A 20,405-nucleotide genomic window follows, 5' to 3' on the forward strand; every position below is an offset into this window, starting at 1 on the left:
GCGGGGGAGAGGCCGGGGAGAGGGAGAACGCCTTACGCAAGCATCAATATGCGCATCACGACTTCGCGCAGGCCGGCGTGATGCCCTTCTCCTTCGCGTACTGCGCCGCGTTGGCCTTGAACAGCGGGTGGATCAGGCTCTTGTTGCCTTCGATCCAGTCCGACACCACGGTCCACTTGGCGCCGTCCCATTGCTGGATCTTGACCTTGCCCGAGCCCTCGTGGTTTTCGCAGCTGGTCTTGATCTCCGGCAGCAGGCCGGTGGCGCCCAGCTGCTGCAGCCGCGCATTGGTCAGGTTCAGGTTCTCGAAGGCCCAGCGCATCTGCTCGCCGCTCATCGGCTTGCCCTTGCCGAACTTGTTCTGCGCCACGCGGATCGCCTCGACCGTGACCACCGCCGCCGACACGCCGCGGTTGTACAGCACCGAGCCGATCTTGTTGCGGTCCTGCATATTGCCCTTGCCGCCGCCGTAGACCACCTTCTCGATATCGGCGATCAGCGGCACGCCCTTGCCGGCCACGTTCCAGGTCGCGCTCATGTAGCCCTTGGCGGCGTCGCCGGCGGGCACGGTGTCCTCCTCGGAGCCGGCCCACCACGAGCCGATCATCTTGTCGCGCGGATAGCCGACCTTCTGCGCGGCCTTCAGCGCGGTCTGGTTCATCACGCCCCAGCCCCAGAAGATCACGTAGTCGGGACGCTCCTGCCGGATCCGCAACCACTGCGCGCCCTGCTCGTTGCCGGGATGCGCGACCGGGATCTCGATCAGGTCGAACTTGTTCAGCTTGGCCTCGGCCTGCAGCGCGACGATGGGCTCCTTGCCGTAGGCCGAGTCGTGGTACAGGTAGACGATCTTCTTGCCGGCCAGCGAACCGCCGCTCTTGCCGGCCAGGTACTTGACGATCGCCGACACCTGCATCTGGTAGGTGGTCACCAGCGGAAAGGCGTAGGGGAACACCGAGCCGTCCACCGCGTCGGTGCGGCCATAGCCCATCATCACCAGCGGCACCTTGTCGGCCGCCGTCTTGTCGACCAGCGCGTACGAGATGCCGGTCGACATCGAATGGTAGGCGGTGCCCCTGGTGGTCGGGTTCTTGCCCTTCAGGCGCTCGTAGCACTCGACGCCCTTGGCGTTGTTGTACTCGGTCTCGCACTCTTCCCAGGTCAGCTTGACGCCGTTGACCCCGCCTTCCTTCAGATTGACGTAGTTCAGATAGTCGATAAAGCCGCCGTACCAGGACTGCCCGTTGGCGCCATACGGCCCGACCCGGTAGCTGGGCAGCGCGATGAACTGCTCGCCGCTCTGGGCCTGCGCCGGCAGCGCCGGCACCAGCAGCGCGGCGGCCGCGCCGACTGCCAGCGCGACGCGCTGGGCATTGCGAATCAGGTTGCTCATCACTGTCTCCTTCACCTTGGCAGGTGCATTGTTATGGCGTTGTTGTCCAACGACCCGTTTGCATGACATCGGCGCGTGCCCCGTCGACACGGCGTCAATGCGGGAACGGCCACAGCCGCAGCTTCTCCTTGCCGATCTGCCAAAGCCGAGCCAGGCCGTGCGGCTCGACGATCAGGAAGAAGATGATCAGGCCGCCGAACACCATCATCTGGATGTGCGACACCGTCGCGTTGGTGAACGGCAGATGCAGCAGCGCGGCCAGCGGCGGCAGCATGTTGTCGAGCAGGATCGGCAGCAGCAGGATGAACGCGGCGCCGAGGAAGGAGCCGAGGATGCTGCCGACCCCGCCGATGATGATCATGAACAGCACGCGGAACGACAGGTCCAGCGAGAAGCCGTCCGGCTCGACCGAGCCCAGGTAGCAGAACGCATACAGCGCGCCGGCCACGCCGCAGTAGAACGAGCTGACGGCAAACGCCAGCAGCTTGGTGCGCATCAGCGGAATGCCGATCACCTCGGCGGCCACGTCCATGTCGCGCACCGACATCCACGCGCGTCCGGTCGACGAGCGCACCAGGTTCTTGGCGACCAGCGCCAGCACCGTGACGATCGCCAGCACGAACAGGTACTTGCGCATCGGCGTGTCGATCGGCAGGCCGAACAGGTCCAGCTGCTGCGCGGTGATCACGCCCGACGAGCTGTTGTTCGAGAACCAGGGGAACTTGGTCAGCGCCCACACCACGAAGAACTGCGCCGCCAGCGTCGCCACCGCCAGGTAGAAGCCCTTGATCCGCAGCGAGGGCAGACCGAAGGCGACGCCGACCACCGCGGCCGACAGCCCGGCCAGCACGAAGGTCAGCAGCACCGGCAGCCCGTCGATCCGCAGCTGGAAGTTGTAGGCCGCGTAGGCGCCCACCGCCATGAAGGCCGCGGTGCCCAGCGACAGCTGCCCCGCGTAGCCGGTCAGGATATTGAGCCCGAGCGCGGCGAGCGAGAAGATCAGGAACGGGATCAGGATCGCCGAGAACCAGTACTCGCTGCCGATCAGCGGCACGCCGACGAAGGCCAGCGCGAGCAGCACGGCGAAGCCGATGCGGTCCTGCCGGATTGGAAAGATCTGGCTGTCGGCGACATAGTCGGTCTTGAACTGGCCGGCTTCACGATAGAACATGGGCGACTCCTTGGCGTCGTGCCACCTGACGGACCGTCACACGCGGTCGATATGTTTTTCGCCGAACAGCCCCTCGGGCCGCACCAGCAGGAACAGCAGCGCGAACACATAGGGGAACCAGCCTTCGATGCCGCCGAAGTTGCCGCCGAACATCGACTGGAACACCGGCGGGATGTAGATCTCCGCCAGCTTCTCCGAGGCGCCGATGATCAGCCCGCCGACGATCGCGCCCGGCACCGAGGTGAAGCCGCCGAGGATCAGCACCGGCAGCGCCTTCAGCGCGGTCAGCGTCAGCGCGAACTGCACGCCATTGCGCGAGCCCCACAGCATGCCGGCCACCAGCGCGACGAAGCCGGCGACGCCCCAGACGATCGCCCAGATATGCTGCAGCGGAATGCCCAGCGACAGCGCGGCCTGGTGGTCGTCGGCGACCGCGCGCAGCGCCCGGCCGACCTTGGTGTACTGGAAGAACAGCGCCAGCGTGGCGACCAGCACGCCGGCGATCGCCGCCGCGGCCAGGTCGAACTTCGAGATCACGATATTGAAGCGGGTCAGGATCGCCTCGATCGGTTCGTCGACGATGCCCAGCTGGATCGGGCGCACCTCGTTGCCGAACAGCAGCGGCCCCAGCCCTTCGAGGAAGAACGACAGGCCGATGGTCGCCATGAACAGCGTGATCGGCGGCTGGTTGACCAGCTTGCGCAGCACGAAGCGTTCGGTGCCGATGCCGACCAGCGTCATCACGAAGAAGGCGCCGATCACGGCCGCCCACATCGGCATGCCCTTGTCCATCAGGCCCACCACGGCCAGCGCGGCGAAATAGACCATCGCGCCCTGCGCGAAGTTGAACACGCCGGAGGCCTTGTAGATCAGCACGAAGCCGAGCGCTACCAGCGAGTACATCAGCCCGGACAGCAGTCCGCCGAGCAGGATTTCGAAGAAGAAGGTCATCGGCGTGGCCTCGGTGAAGGACGGGGGTCGGCGTTGGGCAAGCGAGCGAGCTGGCGGGCGGGCCGTTCAGTGCGACGCGCCCAGGTAGGCGCGGATCACCTCGGGGTTGGACTTGACCTGCTCGGGCGTGCCGTCGCCGATCTTCTTGCCGTAGTCGAGCACCACCACGCGGTCGGAGATGTCCATCACCACGCCCATGTCGTGCTCGATCAGCACGATGGTGGTGCCGAACTGCTGGTTGACGTCGAGGATGAAGCGGCACATGTCCTGCTTTTCCTCGACGTTCATGCCGGCCATCGGCTCGTCGAGCAGCAGCAGCGAGGGCTCGGCGGCCAGCGCGCGCGCCAGCTCGACGCGCTTCTGCAGCCCGTAGGGCAGGCGCCCCACCGGCGTCTTGCGGATCGACTGGATCTCCAGGAAGTCGATCACCTCCTCGACCTTGCGCCGGTGCGCGATCTCCTCGTTGCGGGCCGGTCCCCACCACAGCGCATTGGCCAGCAGGCCGGAGCGGAAGCGCGTGTTGCGACCGGTCATGATGTTGTCGAGCACGGTCATGCCCTTGAACAGCGCGATGTTCTGGAAGGTGCGGGCGATGCCCTGGCGCGCGGCGGCGGTCGGATTCATCTTGCGCCGTTCCTCGCCGCGGAACACGATGCGTCCCTGCTGCGGGTGATAGACGCCGTTGATCACGTTCAGCATCGAACTCTTGCCGGCGCCGTTCGGGCCGATGATCGCGCGGATCTCGTGCTCGCGCACATCGAACGAGATATCGGTCAGCGCCTTGACGCCGCCGAACGCCAGCGAGATATGCTGCAGATCGAGAATCACCTCGCCATGCCGCGTCGATGCCGCGCGCCGGCCCGGCACCGACTCCGCCGCGATCGCCACGCCGCCCTCGGCCAGCGGCTCGCCGGCCGCGCCGGTGCCGGCGCTCGTGCCTGCGCTGGTCCCTGCGCCCGCCCACTCCGGTGAGCCGTCGGCCCGCCGCTCCACGCCTTGCCACGCCATCTGTGTCATCCTCCTGCCCCTGCTATGCCGCTTGCTCGGCGGGCGTTGCCGCGCCGGCCTGCGTTGCCTGCGCGGCCTGCGCCGATCCGGCCGGCGGGAAGCGTTTGGCATCCACCAGCTTCAGCGTCGCGCTGACCCTGCCTTCGCGCCCGTCCTCGAACTTGACGCGCGTCTCGATGAACTGCTCCGGGCGTCCGGCGTACAGCGCGTCGATCAGCACCCCGTACTTCTCCGCGATGAAGCCGCGGCGCACCTTGCGGGTGCGGGTCAGCTCGTCGTCGTCGGGATCGAGCTCCTTGTGCAGGATCAGGAAACGCGCGATCTGCGAGCCGGACAGCGCCGGATCCTTGGCCAGATCGGCATTGACCTGCTCCACGCATTCGGCGATCAGGTCGATCACCTGCGGCTGCGCGGCCAGGTCGATATAGCCGGCGTAGGGCAGGTGGCGCCGTTCGGCCCAGTTGCCGACCGCCTCGAAGTCGATGTTGACGAAGGCGCAGACGCGGTCGCGGCCGGTGCCGAAGGCCACCGCTTCCTTGATGTACGGGAAGAACTTGAGCTTGTTTTCGATGTACTTGGGCGCGAACATCGAGCCGTCCACCAGCTTGCCGACGTCCTTGGCGCGATCGATGATCTTCAGATGGCCGTCGGCGTCGATCACGCCGGCGTCGCCGGTCATGAAATAGCCCTCGTCGTTGATCGCCTCCCGTGTCGCGTCGTCGCGCTTGTAATACGCCTTCAGCAGGCCGACGCCGCGCACCAGCACCTCGCCGTTCTCGGCGATGCGGATCTCCATGCCGGGCGCGGCCGGGCCGACCGAATCGAACTTGACCTGGCCGTCGGGCTGCAGGCAGACATAGGCGCAGGTCTCGGTCTGGCCGTAGAACTGCTTCAGGTTGATGCCGATCGAGCGATAGAAGCGGAACAGGTCCGGACCGATCGCCTCGCCCGCGGTATAGGCCACGCGGATGCGGCTCATGCCGAGCACGTTGCGCAGCGGGCCGTAGACCAGCGATTCGCCCAGCGCGTAGCACATGCGCTCGAGCAGCGGCACCGGGCGGCGATCGAGGATGTCGGCGCCGCAGCGGCGCGCCACGTCCATGGCCCAGCCGAACAGCTTGCGCTTGAGCCAGCCGGCGTCCTCCATGCGGATCATCACCTGCGTCAGCAGGCTTTCGTAGATGCGCGGCGGCGCGAAGTAGTAGGTCGGGCCGATCTCGCGCAGATCGGTCATCACGGTCTCGCGCGACTCGGGGCAGTTGACGGTGAAGCCGGCGGCCAGCGCCTGCGCGTACGAGAACAGGTTGTCGCCGACCCAGGCCATCGGCAGGTACGACAGTACGTCGTCGTCGGGACCGAGCCCGTCGAACTCGCAGCCGTGCATCGCCGCGCCGATCAGGCCGCGGTGCGAATGGCAGACGCCCTTGGGCTTGCCGGTGGTGCCCGAGGTGTACAGGATGATCGCGGTATCGTCCGGGTCGCCGGCCGCCACGGCCTCGTCGAAGAAGCCCGGATGCGCGCGGTCGAATTCGCGGCCGATCTCCTGCAGGCGCTCGTACGACATCAGCGACGGATGGTCGTAATCGCGCAGCCCGCGCGGGTCTTCGTAGACCAGATGGCGCACCGCGCCACCCTGGGCTGCCAGCTCTTCCTCGACCTCGAGCAGCTTGTCGACCTGCTCCTGGTCCTCGACCACCGCGAAGGCGATTTCGGCATCGCGCAGCACGTAGACCATCTCGCTGGCGATCGCGTCCTGGTACAGCGGCACCGGCACGCCGCCCAGCGCCTGCGCGGCGGTCATGGCCCAGTACAGCCGGGGACGGTTGTCGCCGACCACCGCCAGGTTCATGCCGCGGCCGAAGCCGAGCGCGGCCAGTCCGCAGGCCAACGCACGTACCTCTTGCGCCGCCTGCGACCAGCTGCTCGTCTGCCAGATACCGAGATCCTTCTCGCGATAGGCCGGATGATCCGGCCGCTGCTGCGCGTGCGCCAGCAGCAGTCGCGGGAAGGTCGTTGCCGACCTGTCCTGCATCGCTGTCTCCTGTCCCTCCGACGGGTGGGTTCCCGCCGGTGCCAAGCGCCGGTGCCGATCGTTATACTTGCCCCTGGTCGTCCGAAGGCCGGCAGGCCGCCGCGCGCCAGGGATATCGTGGCCGCGCCTTGAGCGCGGGTCGGTCCGTGGTGAACGTAAGATAGCCGATGCCCCTCCCCCCGGTTGTCACGTCGGTGACAATTCCGGGTTAATCCCTAGCGGAGTCCCCGCCGGACTCCCGACCGGAGCCAAGCAGGCATGCTCAACGACTTTCTCGACCGGTGCATCTGGGCCGCCGACCTCAGCGACGAACAGCGCCAGCGGGTGCGGCAGGCCATGTTCGTGCGCGAATACAACCCCGGCGATTACGTCTGCCACAAGGGCGAAATGGCCGAGCACTGGCTGGGCGTGCTGGAGGGGATCGTCAAGATCACCACGGTGTCGCCATCGGGCAAGTCGGTGACCTTCACCGGCGTGCCGACCGGCGGATGGTTCGGCGAAGGGGCCGCGCTGAAGCAGGAGATCCGCAAGTACGACGTGATGGCGCTGCGCCATTCGCGCATCGCCTTCCTGCCGCGCGAGACCTTCCAATGGCTGCTCGATACCAGCCTGCCCTTCACGCGCTTTCTGCTGACCCAGCTGAACGAGCGGCTCGGCCAGTTCATTGCCGCGGTCGAATACGAGCGGCTGCTCGATATCGACTCGCGCGTGGCGCGCGCGGTGTCGTCGCTGTTCAACGAGCACCTCTATCCGGGCATCGGCACCAAGCTGGAGATTTCGCAGGAGGAGATCGGACTGCTGGCCGGCATTTCGCGCCAGCGGGCGAACCAGGCCCTGAAGGTGCTGGAGCAGCAGGGCCTGGTTCGGGTCGACTATGGCGAGATCGAAGTGCTCGATCTCGAGGGACTGCGCCAGTACGGCGAATGAGGCATCGGATTCAGACCGGCACCTTTTCGGTGGGCACCTTTTCCGTTGGCACCTTTTCGGTCGGCACCTTTTCGGTGGGCACCTTTTCCGTTGGCACCTTTTCGGTCGGCACCTTTTCGGCCGGCACCTTTTCGGCCGGCACCTTTTCGGCCGGCACCTTGCTTGCGGAGGAGGACGGCTCCGACTGCTGGTTCGGTGCGCTGCCGTTGCCGAGCGAACGCCACTGCCGCTGATCGCCCTGCTGGTTTGGCCCGGTCGGGTGAAACACGGGCAAGGATTCGAATTTGCCGTCCTTATAGAGGGTGACGGGCTTGTTGCAGTCGGCCTCCGTCACGTTGGCAAGCCGCGGGAACACGTTCTTGAGATCCTGCCTGAGCGCGTACGCCGCAGCCTGGCGCTGCGAGACCGGATCCGCCGCCACCGGGCCCGAACGCGCCGCGTCCTCGTCCCGCATGATGACGCGGTCCGCGGAGAAGTCGTTCTGGCCCGGGGCGACACGGGCTGCCCGGTCCGCCTCGCCTGCCCAGCGATGGAGGTAGGCGAAGGTCGTATTGCCGATCCGCAGATTGCCGGTCAGCTTGAGCAACAGATCTTTCGCCGCGTCGCCTTCGGGCGTGTCCTGGAAACGCAAATCCTCGCGGAGCGCCTGGACGCTTTCCATGACAAGCGGCAGGATTTCGTTCTGGTAGAACCGCCCGAGCGAGCTGTCGAAAACCGTCTGATGCAGTGCCCTGGCATCGCTTTCGACATCCTTCGGCACCTCGGCCAGCTTGATGGTCTTCCAGGCCCACTTCGCCATGTTGCGCTGTCCCAGCGGCACGAAGCGCAATGCCTCGCCATCCTCGCGCGATGCGACCGCAAGCACTTCCTCGCCAGGCGCGTCGCCGGACAGGCGCTCCAGCAGTCCCGGCTTGCGTGTGAAGTGCACCAGCCGTACGCGCGCCGGCAAGGCGGAGCCCGCCGCGCGATCGGCATGCAGGGCCTGCGCCGCCTCGCCATTCAGACCGCATTGCCGCACGACCTCGCGCACGAAGGCGGCGAGCCGCTTTCCGGCGAGATGGGGCTTGACCTTCTGCTGGATTTTCTCGATCAGCCTCTCGCGCGCATCCAGCACCGTCGATACCACGGGATCGCCCTTGTCGCGACACACGCCATTCAGGATGGTCTGAAAGCGCTGTGCCGCGGACGCACGGCAGGATGCCATGGCTTTGTCGACCGCGCGGGCAAGGGCGCGCCGCGTTGTCCGGGTCGGCTCCGGCCTGCCCTTCTTCACCGTGCAGATCATCAGCGGCCTGACGTCGTTATCCTGGTCATCCCGGACGATCGCGCTGGCCGACGCTTCCAGCAGCCGGGGCGCTTCGTCTTCGATCGTCGCCACCATGAAACGACCCATCAATTCGGCCATGTTCCGATAATCGCAGCCCTGTCTCTGGCCCTTGGCAATACGCAGCAACCGCTCCATGTCGCGCTGGACGCGCTCCTTCCCGTGCGTTGCGACGCTCGGCGCGTGAAGGCGAAACTCGATGGCATCGCCCCCGCTCTTGAAGGACAGCACCAGGATGTCGCCCTCGATCCTGGTCTTGCTTCGGTCGATATGCGCCAGGCCCACCGGACCGCCCTCGGCACAGCGGATCCACGCATCGATTTCCCCGGGGTTCAGCGGCGCCAGTGATCCCAGCGTGCGTTCCGATATCGCGCGGTTCGTCGGCACCGCGTTGCCGCGCCGGTCGGAGGGGCCCTGGCCGGCTTCGGCGTTCCGCGCCTCGATGTCGGGCCACAGTTCGTCGACGATGCGATCGACATGCGCGCGCATGTCCTTGACCAGGCCAGTCGTGATGGTGGACCCGCTGCGCAGCGCCCGCTCCATGGTGCGCGTGCTGCTGCGGAAGAACAGAAAGTCCATCAACTGCATCAGTCGCGTCTGCACCAACGACTCGCCGTTCTCGAACTCGCGCCGGATGCACAGTTGCCGTGTTTTCCCCTTTGTGGCCCACGTCAGCGTGAAGATGTTCTCGCCGATCTGAAACCTGCCACTCGGCTCCGCCCCGGCGGCGTTCTGCCCCAGGACGCGCTTCACGAAGTCGCCTGGATTGTTCCGCACCTCGTTGTAGAACTGCTCGTAGTCCGTCTTCTTCACCGTTCCGATAAAGGTCGCCATGACTTTCAATCCTCATAGAGTGAATGAGGCGGTCATCGTACGGATCAAGGCCAGACCACTTTTCGGAAAGCGAACGATCCTTTCCCATGCCGTCCGGCCTCGCCGAACGCGTCGTCGCGCGACCTTCGCATTCGGCTTGCGCCGTGCGTCATGCGTCCATCATCGACGGCATGCCGCACGGCCGGCACCACCGCGGTGTGCATGTGGTTGTCGCAACATCACCGCATGGCGCTGGAACAGGTCGCCCGAGGCGGCGTTGCGAAGGTATCGGGTTTCGCCGGCATGAAGGACCTGCCCCGCGTCGGAGTCGGCGGCCGCTTACGCGTTCCGTTACGCACTCCGTTACGCACTCCGTTACGCATTCCGTCACACGGCGCGGTGTCCGTCATGCCGGCAGCGGATCGCTATTTCGCCGCGCTGTAGACGTAGACTCCCCTGCCCGTCTTGCGGCCGAGGTAGCCGGCGGCCACCATCTCGCGCATCAGCATGGCGGGGCGGTACTTCGGATCGGCGAACTCGGCGTACAGCACCTCCATCACGGCCAGCATGGTGTCGAGCCCGATCATGTCCGCCAGCGCCAGCGGGCCGATCGGATGATTGCAGCCGAGCTTCATCCCTTCGTCGATTTCCTCCGGCGAGGCCAGGCCCTCGCCGAGCACGCAGAAGGCCTCGTTGATCATCGGGCAGAGGATGCGGTTGACGACGAAGCCCGGGCTGTTCTTCACCGTGATCGGATACTTGCCGAGCTGCTTCGACAGCTGCTCGACCGCCGCGTGCGTGGCGTCGCTGGTCTGCAGGCCGCGGATCAGCTCGACCAGCGCCATCATCGGCACCGGGTTGAAGAAGTGCATGCCGATGAAGCGTTCGGGGCGGCTGATCGCCGCGGCCAGCTTGGTGATCGAGATCGACGAGGTGTTGGACGCGACGATGGTGTCCTCGCCGACCAGCGCATCGATCTGCTTCAGGATCTTGAGCTTGAGCTCGTAGTTCTCGGTGGCGGCCTCGATCACGATCTGGGCGGCCTTCAGGTCCTCGTAGGCGGTCGAGCCCCGCACGCGCGCGAGCGCCGCGTTCTTGTCGGCCTCGGTGATCTTGTCCTTCCTGATCAGGCGGTCCAGGCTGCCGGCGATGGTGGCGATGCCCTTGTCGACCGCGGCCTGGCTGATATCGACCATCACGACATCGAGCCCGACCACCGCGCACGCCTGCGCGATGCCGTTGCCCATGGTGCCTGCGCCGATGATGCCGACGGTGTGGATTGTCATGCTGTCTCCCTGCTTGCGGATGGAATGGAAATGGAATGGGTATGGATGCGGATCGCGTGAATGCGGATCGCGTGAATGCGGACGGGCGTCAGCCCAGCGCCGCGACGATGCGCGCCGCATGCTGCTGCAGCACCGCCGGGTCCTGCGGCTCGCTGGCGTGGCCGCGCAGCGGGCGGTCGGCGTAGCGCGGCACGATATGGAAGTGCACGTGCGGTACGGTCTGGCCGGCGGCGGCGCCATTGAACTGGCCGATCGACAGGCCGTCCGGGCCGAACGCGTCGCGCACCGCGCGGGCGATGCGCTGGGTGGTGCGGATCGCGGCCTGCGCGGCGGCTTCGGACAGGTCGAACAGCTCGGCGGCGGCCTCCTTGGGCAGCACCAGCACGTGGCCGTCCGACTGCGGCATGATGTCCATGAAGGCCAGCGTGTCGGCGTCTTCGTAGACCTTGTGGCAAGGCAGCTCGCCTCGCAGGATTCGGGCAAAGATATTGTTCGGGTCGTACACCGTGAGCTCCGGTTCGGGAATGCGCGACTGCGCCGGAATCGCGCCGGGGGCCGCTGGACTGGCAGCGATGGATCGACAGCCCGGCGGCAAGGCAGCGCCGCTTGCGAGTTTAACGCACGGTCGTGCGAATTCGCCGTCCAAGGGCGAGGCAACAGCAGGCCACCGCAGCAAGCGGCCGAAGCAAACGACCGCGCGGGACGTGGCGGTCCCGCGCGGTCGCTCCCCGCAGTCGCCGCCTGTTCGGCGGACGCTACATGTTCCGCCGATACTGTCCGCCAACCTCGAACAGCGCATGCGTGATCTGCCCGAGCGAGCAGACCCGCACCGCGTCCATCAGCACCGCGAACACGTTCTCGTCGTCGATCACCGCCTGGCGCAGCCGCGCCAGCATCGCCGGCGCCGCGTCGGCGTGGCGGGCGTGGAATGCCTGCAGCCGCCGCAGCTGGCTCTGCTTCTCGTCCTCGCTGGAGCGTGCCAGTTCGAGCGTGGCCGGGGTCGGATCGCCGTCGGGATTGCGGAAGGTATTGACGCCGATGATCGGCAGCGAGCCATCGTGCTTGCGCTGCTCGTAGAGCATCGACTCTTCCTGGATCTTGGCGCGCTGGTAGCCGGTCTCCATCGCGCCGAGCACGCCGCCGCGCTCGGCGATCCGCTCGAACTCCTGCAGCATCGCCTCCTCCACCAGGTCGGTCAGTTCCTCGATCAGGAAACTGCCCTGGTTCGGGTTCTCGCACTTGGCGACGCCCCATTCGCGATTGATGATCAGCTGGATCGCCAGCGCGCGCCGCACCGACTCCGCCGTCGGCGTGGTGATCGCCTCGTCGTAGGCGTTGGTGTGCAGCGAATTGCAGTTGTCGTAGATCGCGATCAGCGCCTGCAGCGTGGTGCGGATGTCGTTGAAGTCGATCTCCTGCGCATGCAGCGAGCGGCCCGAGGTCTGGATGTGGTACTTCAGCTTCTGGCTGCGCTCGTTGGCGCCGTACTTGTCGCGCAGCGTGACGGCCCAGATGCGGCGCGCGACGCGGCCCAGCACGCTGTACTCGGGGTCCATGCCGTTCGAGAAGAAGAACGACAGGTTGGGCGCGAAGTCGTCGATATGCATGCCGCGCGCCAGATAGGCCTCGACATAGGTGAAGCCGTTGGCCAGCGTGAAGGCCAGCTGCGAGATCGGATTCGCGCCGGCCTCGGCGATGTGATAGCCGGAGATCGACACCGAGTAGAAGTTGCGCACCTGATGATCGACGAAGTACTGCTGGATGTCGCCCATCACCTTCAGCGAGAACTCGGTCGAGAAGATGCAGGTGTTCTGGCCCTGGTCCTCCTTCAGGATGTCGGCCTGCACGGTGCCGCGCACGTTCTGCAGCACCATCGCGCGGATCTTCGCCGCCTCGCCGGCATCGGGCTCGCGGCCCTGCTCGCGGCGGAAGCGGTCGAGCTGCTGATCGATCGCGGTGTTCATGAACATCGCCAGGATCGCCGGCGCCGGGCCGTTGATCGTCATCGACACCGAGGTCTGCGGATCGATCAGGTCGAAGCCGTCGTACAGCACCTTCATGTCGTCGAGCGTCGCGATCGAGACGCCCGAATTGCCGACCTTGCCGTAGATGTCGGGTCGCAGGTCCGGGTCCTCGCCGTACAGCGTGACCGAATCGAAGGCCGTCGACAGCCGCTTGGCCGGCATGCCCTCGGAAACCAGCTTGAAGCGGCGGTTGGTGCGGAAGGCATCGCCCTCGCCGGCGAACATCCGCGTCGGGTCCTCGTTCTCGCGCTTGAAGGGGAACACGCCCGCGGTGTAGGGGAAATAGCCCGGCAGGTTCTCGCGCATCAGCCAGCGCAGCAGCTCGCCCTCGTCGGTAAAGCGCGGCAGCACGACCTTGCGCAGCCGCGTGCCCGACAGCGTGGTGGTGACGAGCCCGGTGCGCAGGTCCTTGCCGCGGATCGTCACCACGTGCTCGTCGCCGCTGTAGGCTTCGCGCAGCGCGGGCCAGCCGGCCAGCAGCGCGCGCTCGGTCTCGCCCAGCGCGCCGTCGCGCGCGGCTTCGAGCGTCTCCAATGCCTGCAAGGCCTGCGGTGCCTGCCGCGCATCGGCGCCCGCGGCAGCCGAGGCCTCCGCCAGCATCCGCCGTGCCTCGCGCAACTGCTGCCGCTCGCGCGCGATCGCGCTCTGCGCCGCAACCCGCTTGTGATACGCCCGCACGGTATCAGCCAGCTCGGCCAGATAGCGGCTGCGCGCCGGCGGCACGATCGCGTTGCGGCCGGTGCTCTGCCGTCCCGCCAGCCGCGGCAGCGTGCCGTCGCGCAGCACCAGGCCGCGCTGGGCCAGCGCCTCGCGCAGGCCCAGGTACAGCATCGTCACGCCGTCGTCGTTGAAGCGCGAGGCCTGGGTGCCGTAGACCGGCATGTCCTCGGCGCGCGCGTGCCATTGCTCGCGGTTGCGCTGCATCTGCTTGGCGACGTCGCGCCACGCGTCCTGCGCGCCCTTGCGGTCGAACTTGTTGATCGCGACGAAGTCGGCGAAGTCCAGCATGTCGATCTTCTCGAGCTGGCTGGCGGCGCCGAACTCGGGCGTCATCACGTACAGCGACAGGTCGACATGGGGGACGATCGCCGCGTCGCCCTGACCGATGCCCGAGGTCTCGACGACGATCAGGTCGAAGCCGGCGACCTTGCAGGCCGCCAGCGCGTCCGGCAGGGCGCGCGACACCTCGCTGGCGGCATCGCGCGTGGCCAGCGAGCGCATGTAGATCTGCGGATGGTGGATCGCGTTCATGCGGATCCGGTCCCCCAGCAGCGCGCCGCCGGTACGCCGGCGCGACGGGTCGATCGAGATCACGGCGATGCGCAGGCTGTCCTGCTGGTCGAGCCGGAAGCGGCGGATCAGCTCGTCGGTCAGCGACGATTTGCCGGCGCCGCCGGTGCCGGTCACGCCGAGCACCGGGGTCGCGATGCGGGCGGCATCCGCATGCAGCGCGGCGGCCAGGGCCGGATCGGCCTTGCCGTTCTCCAGCACGGTGATCCATTGCGCCAGCGCGCGGCGATCGCCCGCGCGCAGCGAGTCCAGCGTCGCGGGCGCATGGCGCGACAGGTCGAAGTCGCAGCGCCGCACCATGTCGGCGATCATGCCGGCCAGGCCCAGGCGCTGGCCGTCCTCAGGGCTGTAGATGCGCGCCACGCCGTAGTCCTGCAGCTCGCGGATCTCCGCCGGCACGATCACGCCGCCGCCGCCTCCGAACACCTGGATATGGGCGCCGCCGCGCTCGCGCAGCAGGTCGACCATGTACTTGAAGTATTCGACGTGGCCGCCCTGGTAGCTCGAGACGGCGATGCCCTGCACGTCCTCCTGCAGCGCGGCGGCGACGACTTCCTCGACGGAGCGGTTGTGGCCGAGGTGGATCACCTCGCAGCCCTGCGCCTGCAGGATGCGGCGCATGATGTTGATCGAAGCATCGTGGCCGTCGAACAAGGATGCGGCCGTCACGAAACGGACCTTGTGGGTCGGCGCGCCGGCGGGCGCGGGTGCCAGCGCCACGGTGGCGGCTTCGGCTTCGGCGCCTGCCTTGCGCAGGTCGGACAGATCGGTCATGGTCTCCACCCGGTGAGGCCGGGAGCGGCGGACAGACTGCGCCGCCGAAGCACCGGCCATCGCGTTGTGCGGCCATTGCTGGCCATATTGTCTGGGGTTGCCCGCGCCGGCGGTGCCGCCGGTGGGCCAGTCGATTGTAGGCCCATCCCGCCGGGCGTGACCAGCGGGCAGCAAACGGCACGTGACGCCCCCTGCCTTCGGCTACAATCGAGAACATCCGCCGGGACTCGGACCTCCGGTCGGCACAACAAAGGACACGCACAGCCGGCCGTGTCGACCTATTGAAGGGGATTCCTATGCGGCATTGCGTGCCGTGGCTGCCGCGCCTTGCGCTGCTCGCAGGTCTGATCGGCCTGCCCGCCAGTGCCATCGCGTGGGACTACACGCCCGCGGCCATCTCGGGTCTGACCAGCCTGTACGGCTACCTGACCAACCAGAACGCCACGCTCGAGCGCGCCGCGGCCAAATACCCGTCGCTGCGCAACGACATCCAGCAGGTGCGCAACGCGTTCGACCGCCAGTATCCCGATGCGCTGGCCACGGTGACCCGGCTGTTCCAGGACATTCCGCTGCCCGCCACAGACCGTGCCCGGCTGGCGACCAAGGTGCTGGAAATGGACCGCGAGGCGATGCAGTCGGCGCTGGCCTCCGAGCCCGCGATGCAGGCCTATCTGCAGCGCGTGCGCGAAAGCGCCCAGGGCGACATGGAAAAGGCCTCGCTGCAACTGCTGCTGGCCGCGGTCTACGAGGACAAACCCGCCGCCGAACTGGCCTCGCCGATGGCCAGGACCTACACCACCAGGGGCGTCCGGCAGGCCGGCGCGATCGACCTGATGCTGCGCATGCCGCTGTCCTGGGAGCGCGATGCGGCCCGGGAAAAGCTGCTGCCGGACAACGCCATCTTTGCCTTCACCAGCCAGGGCGGCAACGGCCTGTCGACCATCGATCTGCTGGCGCGCCCGCTGCCGAAGGACGCGGCCAGGGAAGGATCGAAGGAAGGCGCAAAGGAAGGCGGGAAGGAAGGCTCGGGCGCTGTGGCCGCCGCGCGCGCGGCCGAGGAACTGAAGGCGCTGACCGGCGCCAGCGCCAAGGTGATCGCCCAGGGCACCGTACGGTTGGCGAATCACCGCGCCAACTGGGCCAGCTTTTCCATCGCCAGCGACGGTGGCCGCCTGCAGTACGGCCGCGTCTGGTGGGTACCGCTGCCGGAGGCCGGCCAGACCGCAGTGCTGCTGTGCCGCACGCCGTCGCTGGCGCCGCAGGCCGCCGACAACGAGCGGCAGCGGCTGGAGCCGTTGTGGCAGGCGGTCGCCGCCACGCTGTCGACCGCGACGCCGGCGCGCTGAGCGCCGCCGGCGCCGCGCTCCATCCTTCCGGCCCATACGCTCCAAACGTCCAACGTTCCAAACGCTGCGAGGGCTTCGAGCGCTTCAAGGGCTTCAAGGGCTTCGAGGGCTTCGAGGGCTTCGAGGGCTTCGAGGGCTTCGAGGGCTTCGAGCGCTTGGAACGCTTTGAACGCTTCAATCCCTTCGAGCCATTCCCGCTAGCGCGACAGATGCCGTGCCGGCCACCAGCCGGCGGACGGCTCCGGCAGCCGTATCGGGTCGGGCCGCGGCCGCGGGCGCAGCAGGGCGAGCAGCCCGCGCCATGACAGCGGCGCCGACTGCTGGGCCACCGTGAAGCGCGCCCCCGGCGCGTCGGCCGAGATCCATACCCAGGCGCCCTCGGGCAGGTCGAACGATTGGCCCGGTGCCAGCCAGATATCGCCGCGCTGCCCTTCCACCGTCAACCAGATGTTGCCGTCGCGCGCGACGATGCGCTGCCCCGGCCGCGCGCGCCAGCTGACCGGCGTGCCGGCCTGGTCCAGTTCGTAATCCCTGAGTTCCTGCATGGTGCTGCTCCTGTCGATGGGCATCGAGCGGAGCCGGCTCGTCCGGCCCGCCGCCTGCCGGTCGCGCAACGGCGGGACCGGATGTTGTCCAGGCGGGCATGGTCGGCGCCGATGGTCCTGAAGCCTTTCGGTATTTCGCGGCGGTTTTTGCCCGCTGCGCCGGGCCTCTTGCCAATGTGGGCGACCGCACGGACGGCCTCGCCACGGCGTGCTTCGATGCACGATTTCATTATGGACGGCCGGCGCGGCCATCAAAGGGACAGTTCCGAACAGTTTCCCAGGTACTGTTCCGGCGTTTTTTCTGACAGTTGGGGCGCTGGGCGGCGGAGGCCCTGCCGACGAGGCGGTGACGAGGCTGGACCCGCGACGCCCTGTCGAGGCCCCGACGAGGCCGGACCCACGACGCCCTGACGAGCCCCTGACGACGCCCGGCCGACGAGGCCCTGGCGAGCCCTACCGATGCAGCACGGCGTTGCGCCGCGCATAGCCGAAATAGATCACCAGGCCCAGCGCCAGCCACAGCAGGAAGGCTACCCAGGTGAACGGCTGCAGATGCGCCATCAGGAACAGGCAGAAGCCGACCGACAGCAGCGGTACCACCGGCACGCCCGGGCAGCGGAAGGTGCGCGGCAGGTCCGGCCGGGTCTTGCGCAGCACCAGCACCGCGATCGAGATCAGCGCGAACGCCGACAGCGTGCCGATATTGATCAGCTCGGCCAGCACGTTCAGCGGCACCAGGCCGGCGATCGACGAGAAAACGATGCCGACCGCCCACGTCGCCTGGAACGGCGTCGCGTGCACCGGATGCACCCGCGACAGCCGGGCCGGCAGCAGCCCGTCGCGCGACATCGCGAACAGGATGCGGGTCTGGCCGTAGGTCATCACCAGGATCACCGTGGTCATGCCGAGGATCGCGCCGAGGTCGACAAAACCCGCGACCCAGTTCTCGCCCGCGTACTGCAGCGCCAGCGAGACCGGATGGTCGATGCCCTCGAACTTCGGGAACGGCACGATGCCGGTCATGATCGCCGCCACCGCGACATACAGCAGCGTGCAGACCGCCAGCGACCCAATGATGCCGATCGGCAGGTCGCGGCGCGGATTGCGCACCTCCTCGGCCGCCGAGGTCACCGCATCGAAGCCGATGAAGGCGAAGAACACCAGCGCGGCGGCATTGACGATGCCGGCGAAGCCGAACGGCGCGTAGGGTTGCCAGTTGACCGGCTTGACGTGCCAGACGCCGACCGCGATGAACAGCAGCACCACCGCGACCTTGATCGCCACCATGATGTTGTTGACCCGTGCCGACTCCCGCACGCCATACGACACCACCCAGGTGATCGCCAGCATGATCAGCACCGCCGGCAGGTTCAGCACGGTCTGCACGCCCGGCACCGCGCCGGGCGCGGCGGTCAGCGCCGCCGGCAGTTGCACGCCGAAGCCCGACAGCAGGGACTGGAAGTAGCCCGACCAGCCGACCGACACCGCCGAGGTCGCCAGCCCGTATTCGAGCAGCAGGTCCCAGCCGATCATCCAGGCGACGATCTCGCCCAGCGTGGCGTAGCTGTAGGTGTAGATCGAGCCGGACACCGGGATCGCGGTCGCGAATTCGGCGTAGCACAGCGCGGCGAAACCGCAGGCGAGCGCGGCGATCACGAAGGACAGCGTCAGCGCCGGGCCCGCGGTCAGCGCGCCGGTACCGGTCAGCACGAAGATGCCGGTGCCGATGATGGCGCCGATGCCCATCATCACCAGGTCGACCGGGCCGAGCACCTTTTTCAAGCCATCGTCGCGGCTCGCGGCCAGCATCGTTTCGATGTCCTTGGTGCGGAACAAGCTCATGAAGGGATCTCCTGCATTGGCGGCATCCGCCCGGGGTCGGCCGGGCGGTGTCGCCAGGATCGAGTTTGGCCGGCCCGTGGATGACCGGTCGCCAATGCCCGCGGGCGCCACCGCCTGGGTGGACGCGCAGGGCCGCCCGCGGCTCGGCAAGGTGGGCCGGCCGGGGCAAAAAAGGCGCCTAGTTTATCGAACCGCTCTGGCCAAACCGTCACTTATGGAGGCGGGCTTCGGGGTTCGGAGCAGAAGAAGGGAGCGGGAGGTGGGGTGGGAGTTTTCGCTCCCCTCTCCCGCAGCGGGGAGAGGAGAGGGATCGGCGCGGGGCGTCCGCGCCGGCGCTGCCTTACTGCACGTCCTTCAGCACCTGCCGCACCGTGTCGAACAGCTCGGCGATCTGCGCCTCGGTGACGATCAGCGGCGGCGAGAAGGCCAGGATGTCGCCGGTGTACCGCACCAGCACGCCGCGCTCCAGGCACTTGAGGAAGACCTCGTAGCCGCGCGCGCCCGGCTGTCCCGGCCGCGGCTCGAGCTCGATGCCGGCCACCAGGCCCAGGTTGCGGATGTCCTTGACGTGCGGAGCGCCGCGCACGCCGTGCGCGGCCTCCTCGAACAGCGGCGCCAGCTTCGCGGCGCGCCCGAACAGGTCCTCGCTGCGATACAGGTCCAGCGTGGCGATCGCCGCGGCGGCCGCCAGCGGGTGGCCCGAATAGGTATAGCCGTGCGGCAGCTCGATCGCGCCGGCGGCGGCGGCGTCGATCACCGTGTCGTGGACCTCGCGCCGGACCGCCACCGCGCCCATCGGCACGGCCGCGTTGTTGATCGCCTTGGCCATCGTGATCAGGTCCGGCGTGACCTTGAAGCGCTCAGCCGCGGTGGCCGCGCCCAGCCGGCCGAAGGCGGTGATCACCTCGTCGAAGATCAGCAGGATGCCATGCTTGCTGGTGATCTCGCGCAGCCGCTCCAGGTAGCCGACCGGCGGCACCAGCACGCCGGCCGAGCCCGCCAGCGGCTCGACAATGACGGCGGCGACGTTGGACGGATCGTGCAGCGCGATGATCCGCTCGAGATCGTCGGCCAGATGCGCGCCCCAGGTCGGCTGGCCCTTGGAGAAGGGCGCCTCGGCGATATTGAGCGTGGCCGGCAGATGGTCGGTGCCCGGCATCAGGTTGGCCGAGAAGGCCTTGCGGTTCGGGCCGATGCCGCCGACCGCCATGCCGCCGAAGCCGACGCCGTGATAGCCGCGCTCGCGGCCGATGAAGCGGGTGCGCTGCCCCTCGCCGCGGGCGCGGTGATAGGCCAGCGCGATCTTCAGCGCGGTATCGACCGATTCGGAGCCCGAGTTGGTGAAGAAGATGCGGTCCAGGCCCGAGGGCATGATCGCCGCGACCTTGCTGGCCGCCTCGAACGACAGCGGATGGCCCATCTGGAACGGCGGCGCATAGTCCAGCGTCTGCACCTGGTGCGCGATCGCGTCGGCGATCTCCTTGCGGCAGTGCCCGGCCGCCACGCACCACAGGCCGGCGCAGCCGTCGAGGATCTTGCGGCCGTCGTGGGTCGTGTAATACATGCCGCTGGCCGAGGCCAGCAGCCGCGGCGCCGCCTTGTACTGGCGGTTCGCGGTGAACGGCATCCACAGCGCATCGAGATCGGGAATCACGGTCTTGGCGGCGTCCATTACTTCC

Annotated in this window: 14 protein-coding genes; 2 read left to right on the forward strand and 12 right to left on the reverse strand. The window is 67.7% G+C overall.

Features of this window, described 5'->3' with window-relative positions; genetic code table 11:
* Nucleotides 1-55: 55 nt before the first annotated feature.
* From F1599_RS18155 to F1599_RS18175, 5 genes are all read right to left on the reverse strand, one after another.
* The gene (locus F1599_RS18155; protein ID WP_149317170.1) at nt 56-1,393 is read right to left on the reverse strand and encodes an ABC transporter substrate-binding protein; all 1,338 of its coding nucleotides are present in this window, start codon (nt 1,391-1,393) and stop codon (nt 56-58) included.
* Nucleotides 1,394-1,487: 94 nt separating this feature from the next.
* A complete protein-coding gene (locus tag F1599_RS18160; protein WP_149317171.1) occupies nt 1,488-2,564 on the reverse strand; it encodes a branched-chain amino acid ABC transporter permease in 1,077 nt (358 codons plus the stop codon).
* A 36-nt stretch (nt 2,565-2,600) separates the two neighbouring features.
* Complete coding sequence (locus tag F1599_RS18165; RefSeq protein WP_149317172.1) at nt 2,601-3,515, reverse strand: branched-chain amino acid ABC transporter permease; 915 nt, start codon at nt 3,513-3,515, stop codon at nt 2,601-2,603.
* 66 nt (nt 3,516-3,581) lie between these two features.
* The gene (locus F1599_RS18170) at nt 3,582-4,532 is read right to left on the reverse strand and encodes an ABC transporter ATP-binding protein (RefSeq protein ID WP_149317173.1); all 951 of its coding nucleotides are present in this window, start codon (nt 4,530-4,532) and stop codon (nt 3,582-3,584) included.
* 13 nt (nt 4,533-4,545) lie between these two features.
* Nucleotides 4,546-6,555, reverse strand: coding sequence for an AMP-dependent synthetase/ligase (locus tag F1599_RS18175; protein ID WP_150084043.1), 2,010 nt, complete (start codon nt 6,553-6,555; stop codon nt 4,546-4,548).
* A gap of 258 nt (nt 6,556-6,813) precedes the next feature.
* Between F1599_RS18175 and F1599_RS18180 the strand changes: the two genes are divergently transcribed.
* Nucleotides 6,814-7,482, forward strand: coding sequence for a Crp/Fnr family transcriptional regulator (locus F1599_RS18180; protein ID WP_006578248.1), 669 nt, complete (start codon nt 6,814-6,816; stop codon nt 7,480-7,482).
* A 10-nt stretch (nt 7,483-7,492) separates the two neighbouring features.
* Here the strand turns inward: F1599_RS18180 and F1599_RS25945 are convergent, their stop codons facing one another.
* The 4 genes from F1599_RS25945 to icmF all read right to left on the reverse strand — a co-directional run bounded on the left by F1599_RS25945 (nt 7,493) and on the right by icmF (nt 14,993).
* Complete coding sequence (locus tag F1599_RS25945; RefSeq protein WP_190286401.1) at nt 7,493-9,640, reverse strand: hypothetical protein; 2,148 nt, start codon at nt 9,638-9,640, stop codon at nt 7,493-7,495.
* A gap of 404 nt (nt 9,641-10,044) precedes the next feature.
* The gene (locus F1599_RS18190) at nt 10,045-10,905 is read right to left on the reverse strand and encodes a 3-hydroxybutyryl-CoA dehydrogenase (protein ID WP_150084045.1); all 861 of its coding nucleotides are present in this window, start codon (nt 10,903-10,905) and stop codon (nt 10,045-10,047) included.
* 88 nt (nt 10,906-10,993) lie between these two features.
* A complete protein-coding gene (locus F1599_RS18195) occupies nt 10,994-11,410 on the reverse strand; it encodes an HIT family protein (RefSeq protein ID WP_223819740.1) in 417 nt (138 codons plus the stop codon).
* A gap of 250 nt (nt 11,411-11,660) precedes the next feature.
* Nucleotides 11,661-14,993 carry a fused isobutyryl-CoA mutase/GTPase IcmF gene (gene icmF, locus F1599_RS18200; protein ID WP_150084046.1) on the reverse strand — a complete coding sequence of 1,111 codons (3,333 nt, stop codon included), beginning with the start codon at nt 14,991-14,993 and terminating at the stop codon, nt 11,661-11,663.
* A 281-nt stretch (nt 14,994-15,274) separates the two neighbouring features.
* On the opposite strand from icmF, the gene F1599_RS18205 reads away from it, so the two are divergent.
* Nucleotides 15,275-16,339 carry a hypothetical protein gene (locus F1599_RS18205; RefSeq protein WP_150084047.1) on the forward strand — a complete coding sequence of 355 codons (1,065 nt, stop codon included), beginning with the start codon at nt 15,275-15,277 and terminating at the stop codon, nt 16,337-16,339.
* 197 nt (nt 16,340-16,536) lie between these two features.
* Here F1599_RS18205 and F1599_RS18210 read toward each other — a convergent pair whose 3' ends face one another.
* From F1599_RS18210 to F1599_RS18220, 3 genes are all read right to left on the reverse strand, one after another.
* Nucleotides 16,537-16,884 (reverse strand): DUF2917 domain-containing protein, encoded by a 348-nt coding sequence (locus F1599_RS18210; protein WP_149317178.1) that lies wholly within the window; start codon nt 16,882-16,884, stop codon nt 16,537-16,539.
* 453 nt (nt 16,885-17,337) lie between these two features.
* On the reverse strand, nt 17,338-18,726 hold the full coding sequence (locus F1599_RS18215; RefSeq protein ID WP_149317179.1) for an amino acid permease: 1,389 nt from the start codon (nt 18,724-18,726) through the stop codon (nt 17,338-17,340).
* Between the two features lie 340 nt (nt 18,727-19,066).
* Nucleotides 19,067-20,398 carry an aspartate aminotransferase family protein gene (locus F1599_RS18220; RefSeq protein WP_150084048.1) on the reverse strand — a complete coding sequence of 444 codons (1,332 nt, stop codon included), beginning with the start codon at nt 20,396-20,398 and terminating at the stop codon, nt 19,067-19,069.
* Nucleotides 20,399-20,405 lie beyond the last annotated feature (7 nt).

Source organism: Cupriavidus cauae, from assembly GCF_008632125.1.
GTDB lineage: Bacteria > Pseudomonadota > Gammaproteobacteria > Burkholderiales > Burkholderiaceae > Cupriavidus > Cupriavidus cauae.

Coding starts and splice junctions, on each gene's coding strand:
- F1599_RS18155 (WP_149317170.1), bottom strand. CDS start 1,393: ATGAGCAACCTGATTCGCAATGCCCAGCGCGTCGCGCTGGCAGTCGGC.
- F1599_RS18160 (WP_149317171.1), bottom strand. CDS start 2,564: ATGTTCTATCGTGAAGCCGGCCAGTTCAAGACCGACTATGTCGCCGAC.
- F1599_RS18165 (WP_149317172.1), bottom strand. CDS start 3,515: ATGACCTTCTTCTTCGAAATCCTGCTCGGCGGACTGCTGTCCGGGCTG.
- F1599_RS18170 (WP_149317173.1), bottom strand. CDS start 4,532: ATGACACAGATGGCGTGGCAAGGCGTGGAGCGGCGGGCCGACGGCTCA.
- F1599_RS18175 (WP_150084043.1), bottom strand. CDS start 6,555: ATGCAGGACAGGTCGGCAACGACCTTCCCGCGACTGCTGCTGGCGCAC.
- F1599_RS18180 (WP_006578248.1), top strand. CDS start 6,814: ATGCTCAACGACTTTCTCGACCGGTGCATCTGGGCCGCCGACCTCAGC.
- F1599_RS25945 (WP_190286401.1), bottom strand. CDS start 9,640: ATGGCGACCTTTATCGGAACGGTGAAGAAGACGGACTACGAGCAGTTC.
- F1599_RS18190 (WP_150084045.1), bottom strand. CDS start 10,905: ATGACAATCCACACCGTCGGCATCATCGGCGCAGGCACCATGGGCAAC.
- icmF (WP_150084046.1), bottom strand. CDS start 14,993: ATGACCGATCTGTCCGACCTGCGCAAGGCAGGCGCCGAAGCCGAAGCC.
- F1599_RS18210 (WP_149317178.1), bottom strand. CDS start 16,884: ATGCAGGAACTCAGGGATTACGAACTGGACCAGGCCGGCACGCCGGTC.
- F1599_RS18215 (WP_149317179.1), bottom strand. CDS start 18,726: ATGAGCTTGTTCCGCACCAAGGACATCGAAACGATGCTGGCCGCGAGC.
- F1599_RS18220 (WP_150084048.1), bottom strand. CDS start 20,398: ATGGACGCCGCCAAGACCGTGATTCCCGATCTCGATGCGCTGTGGATG.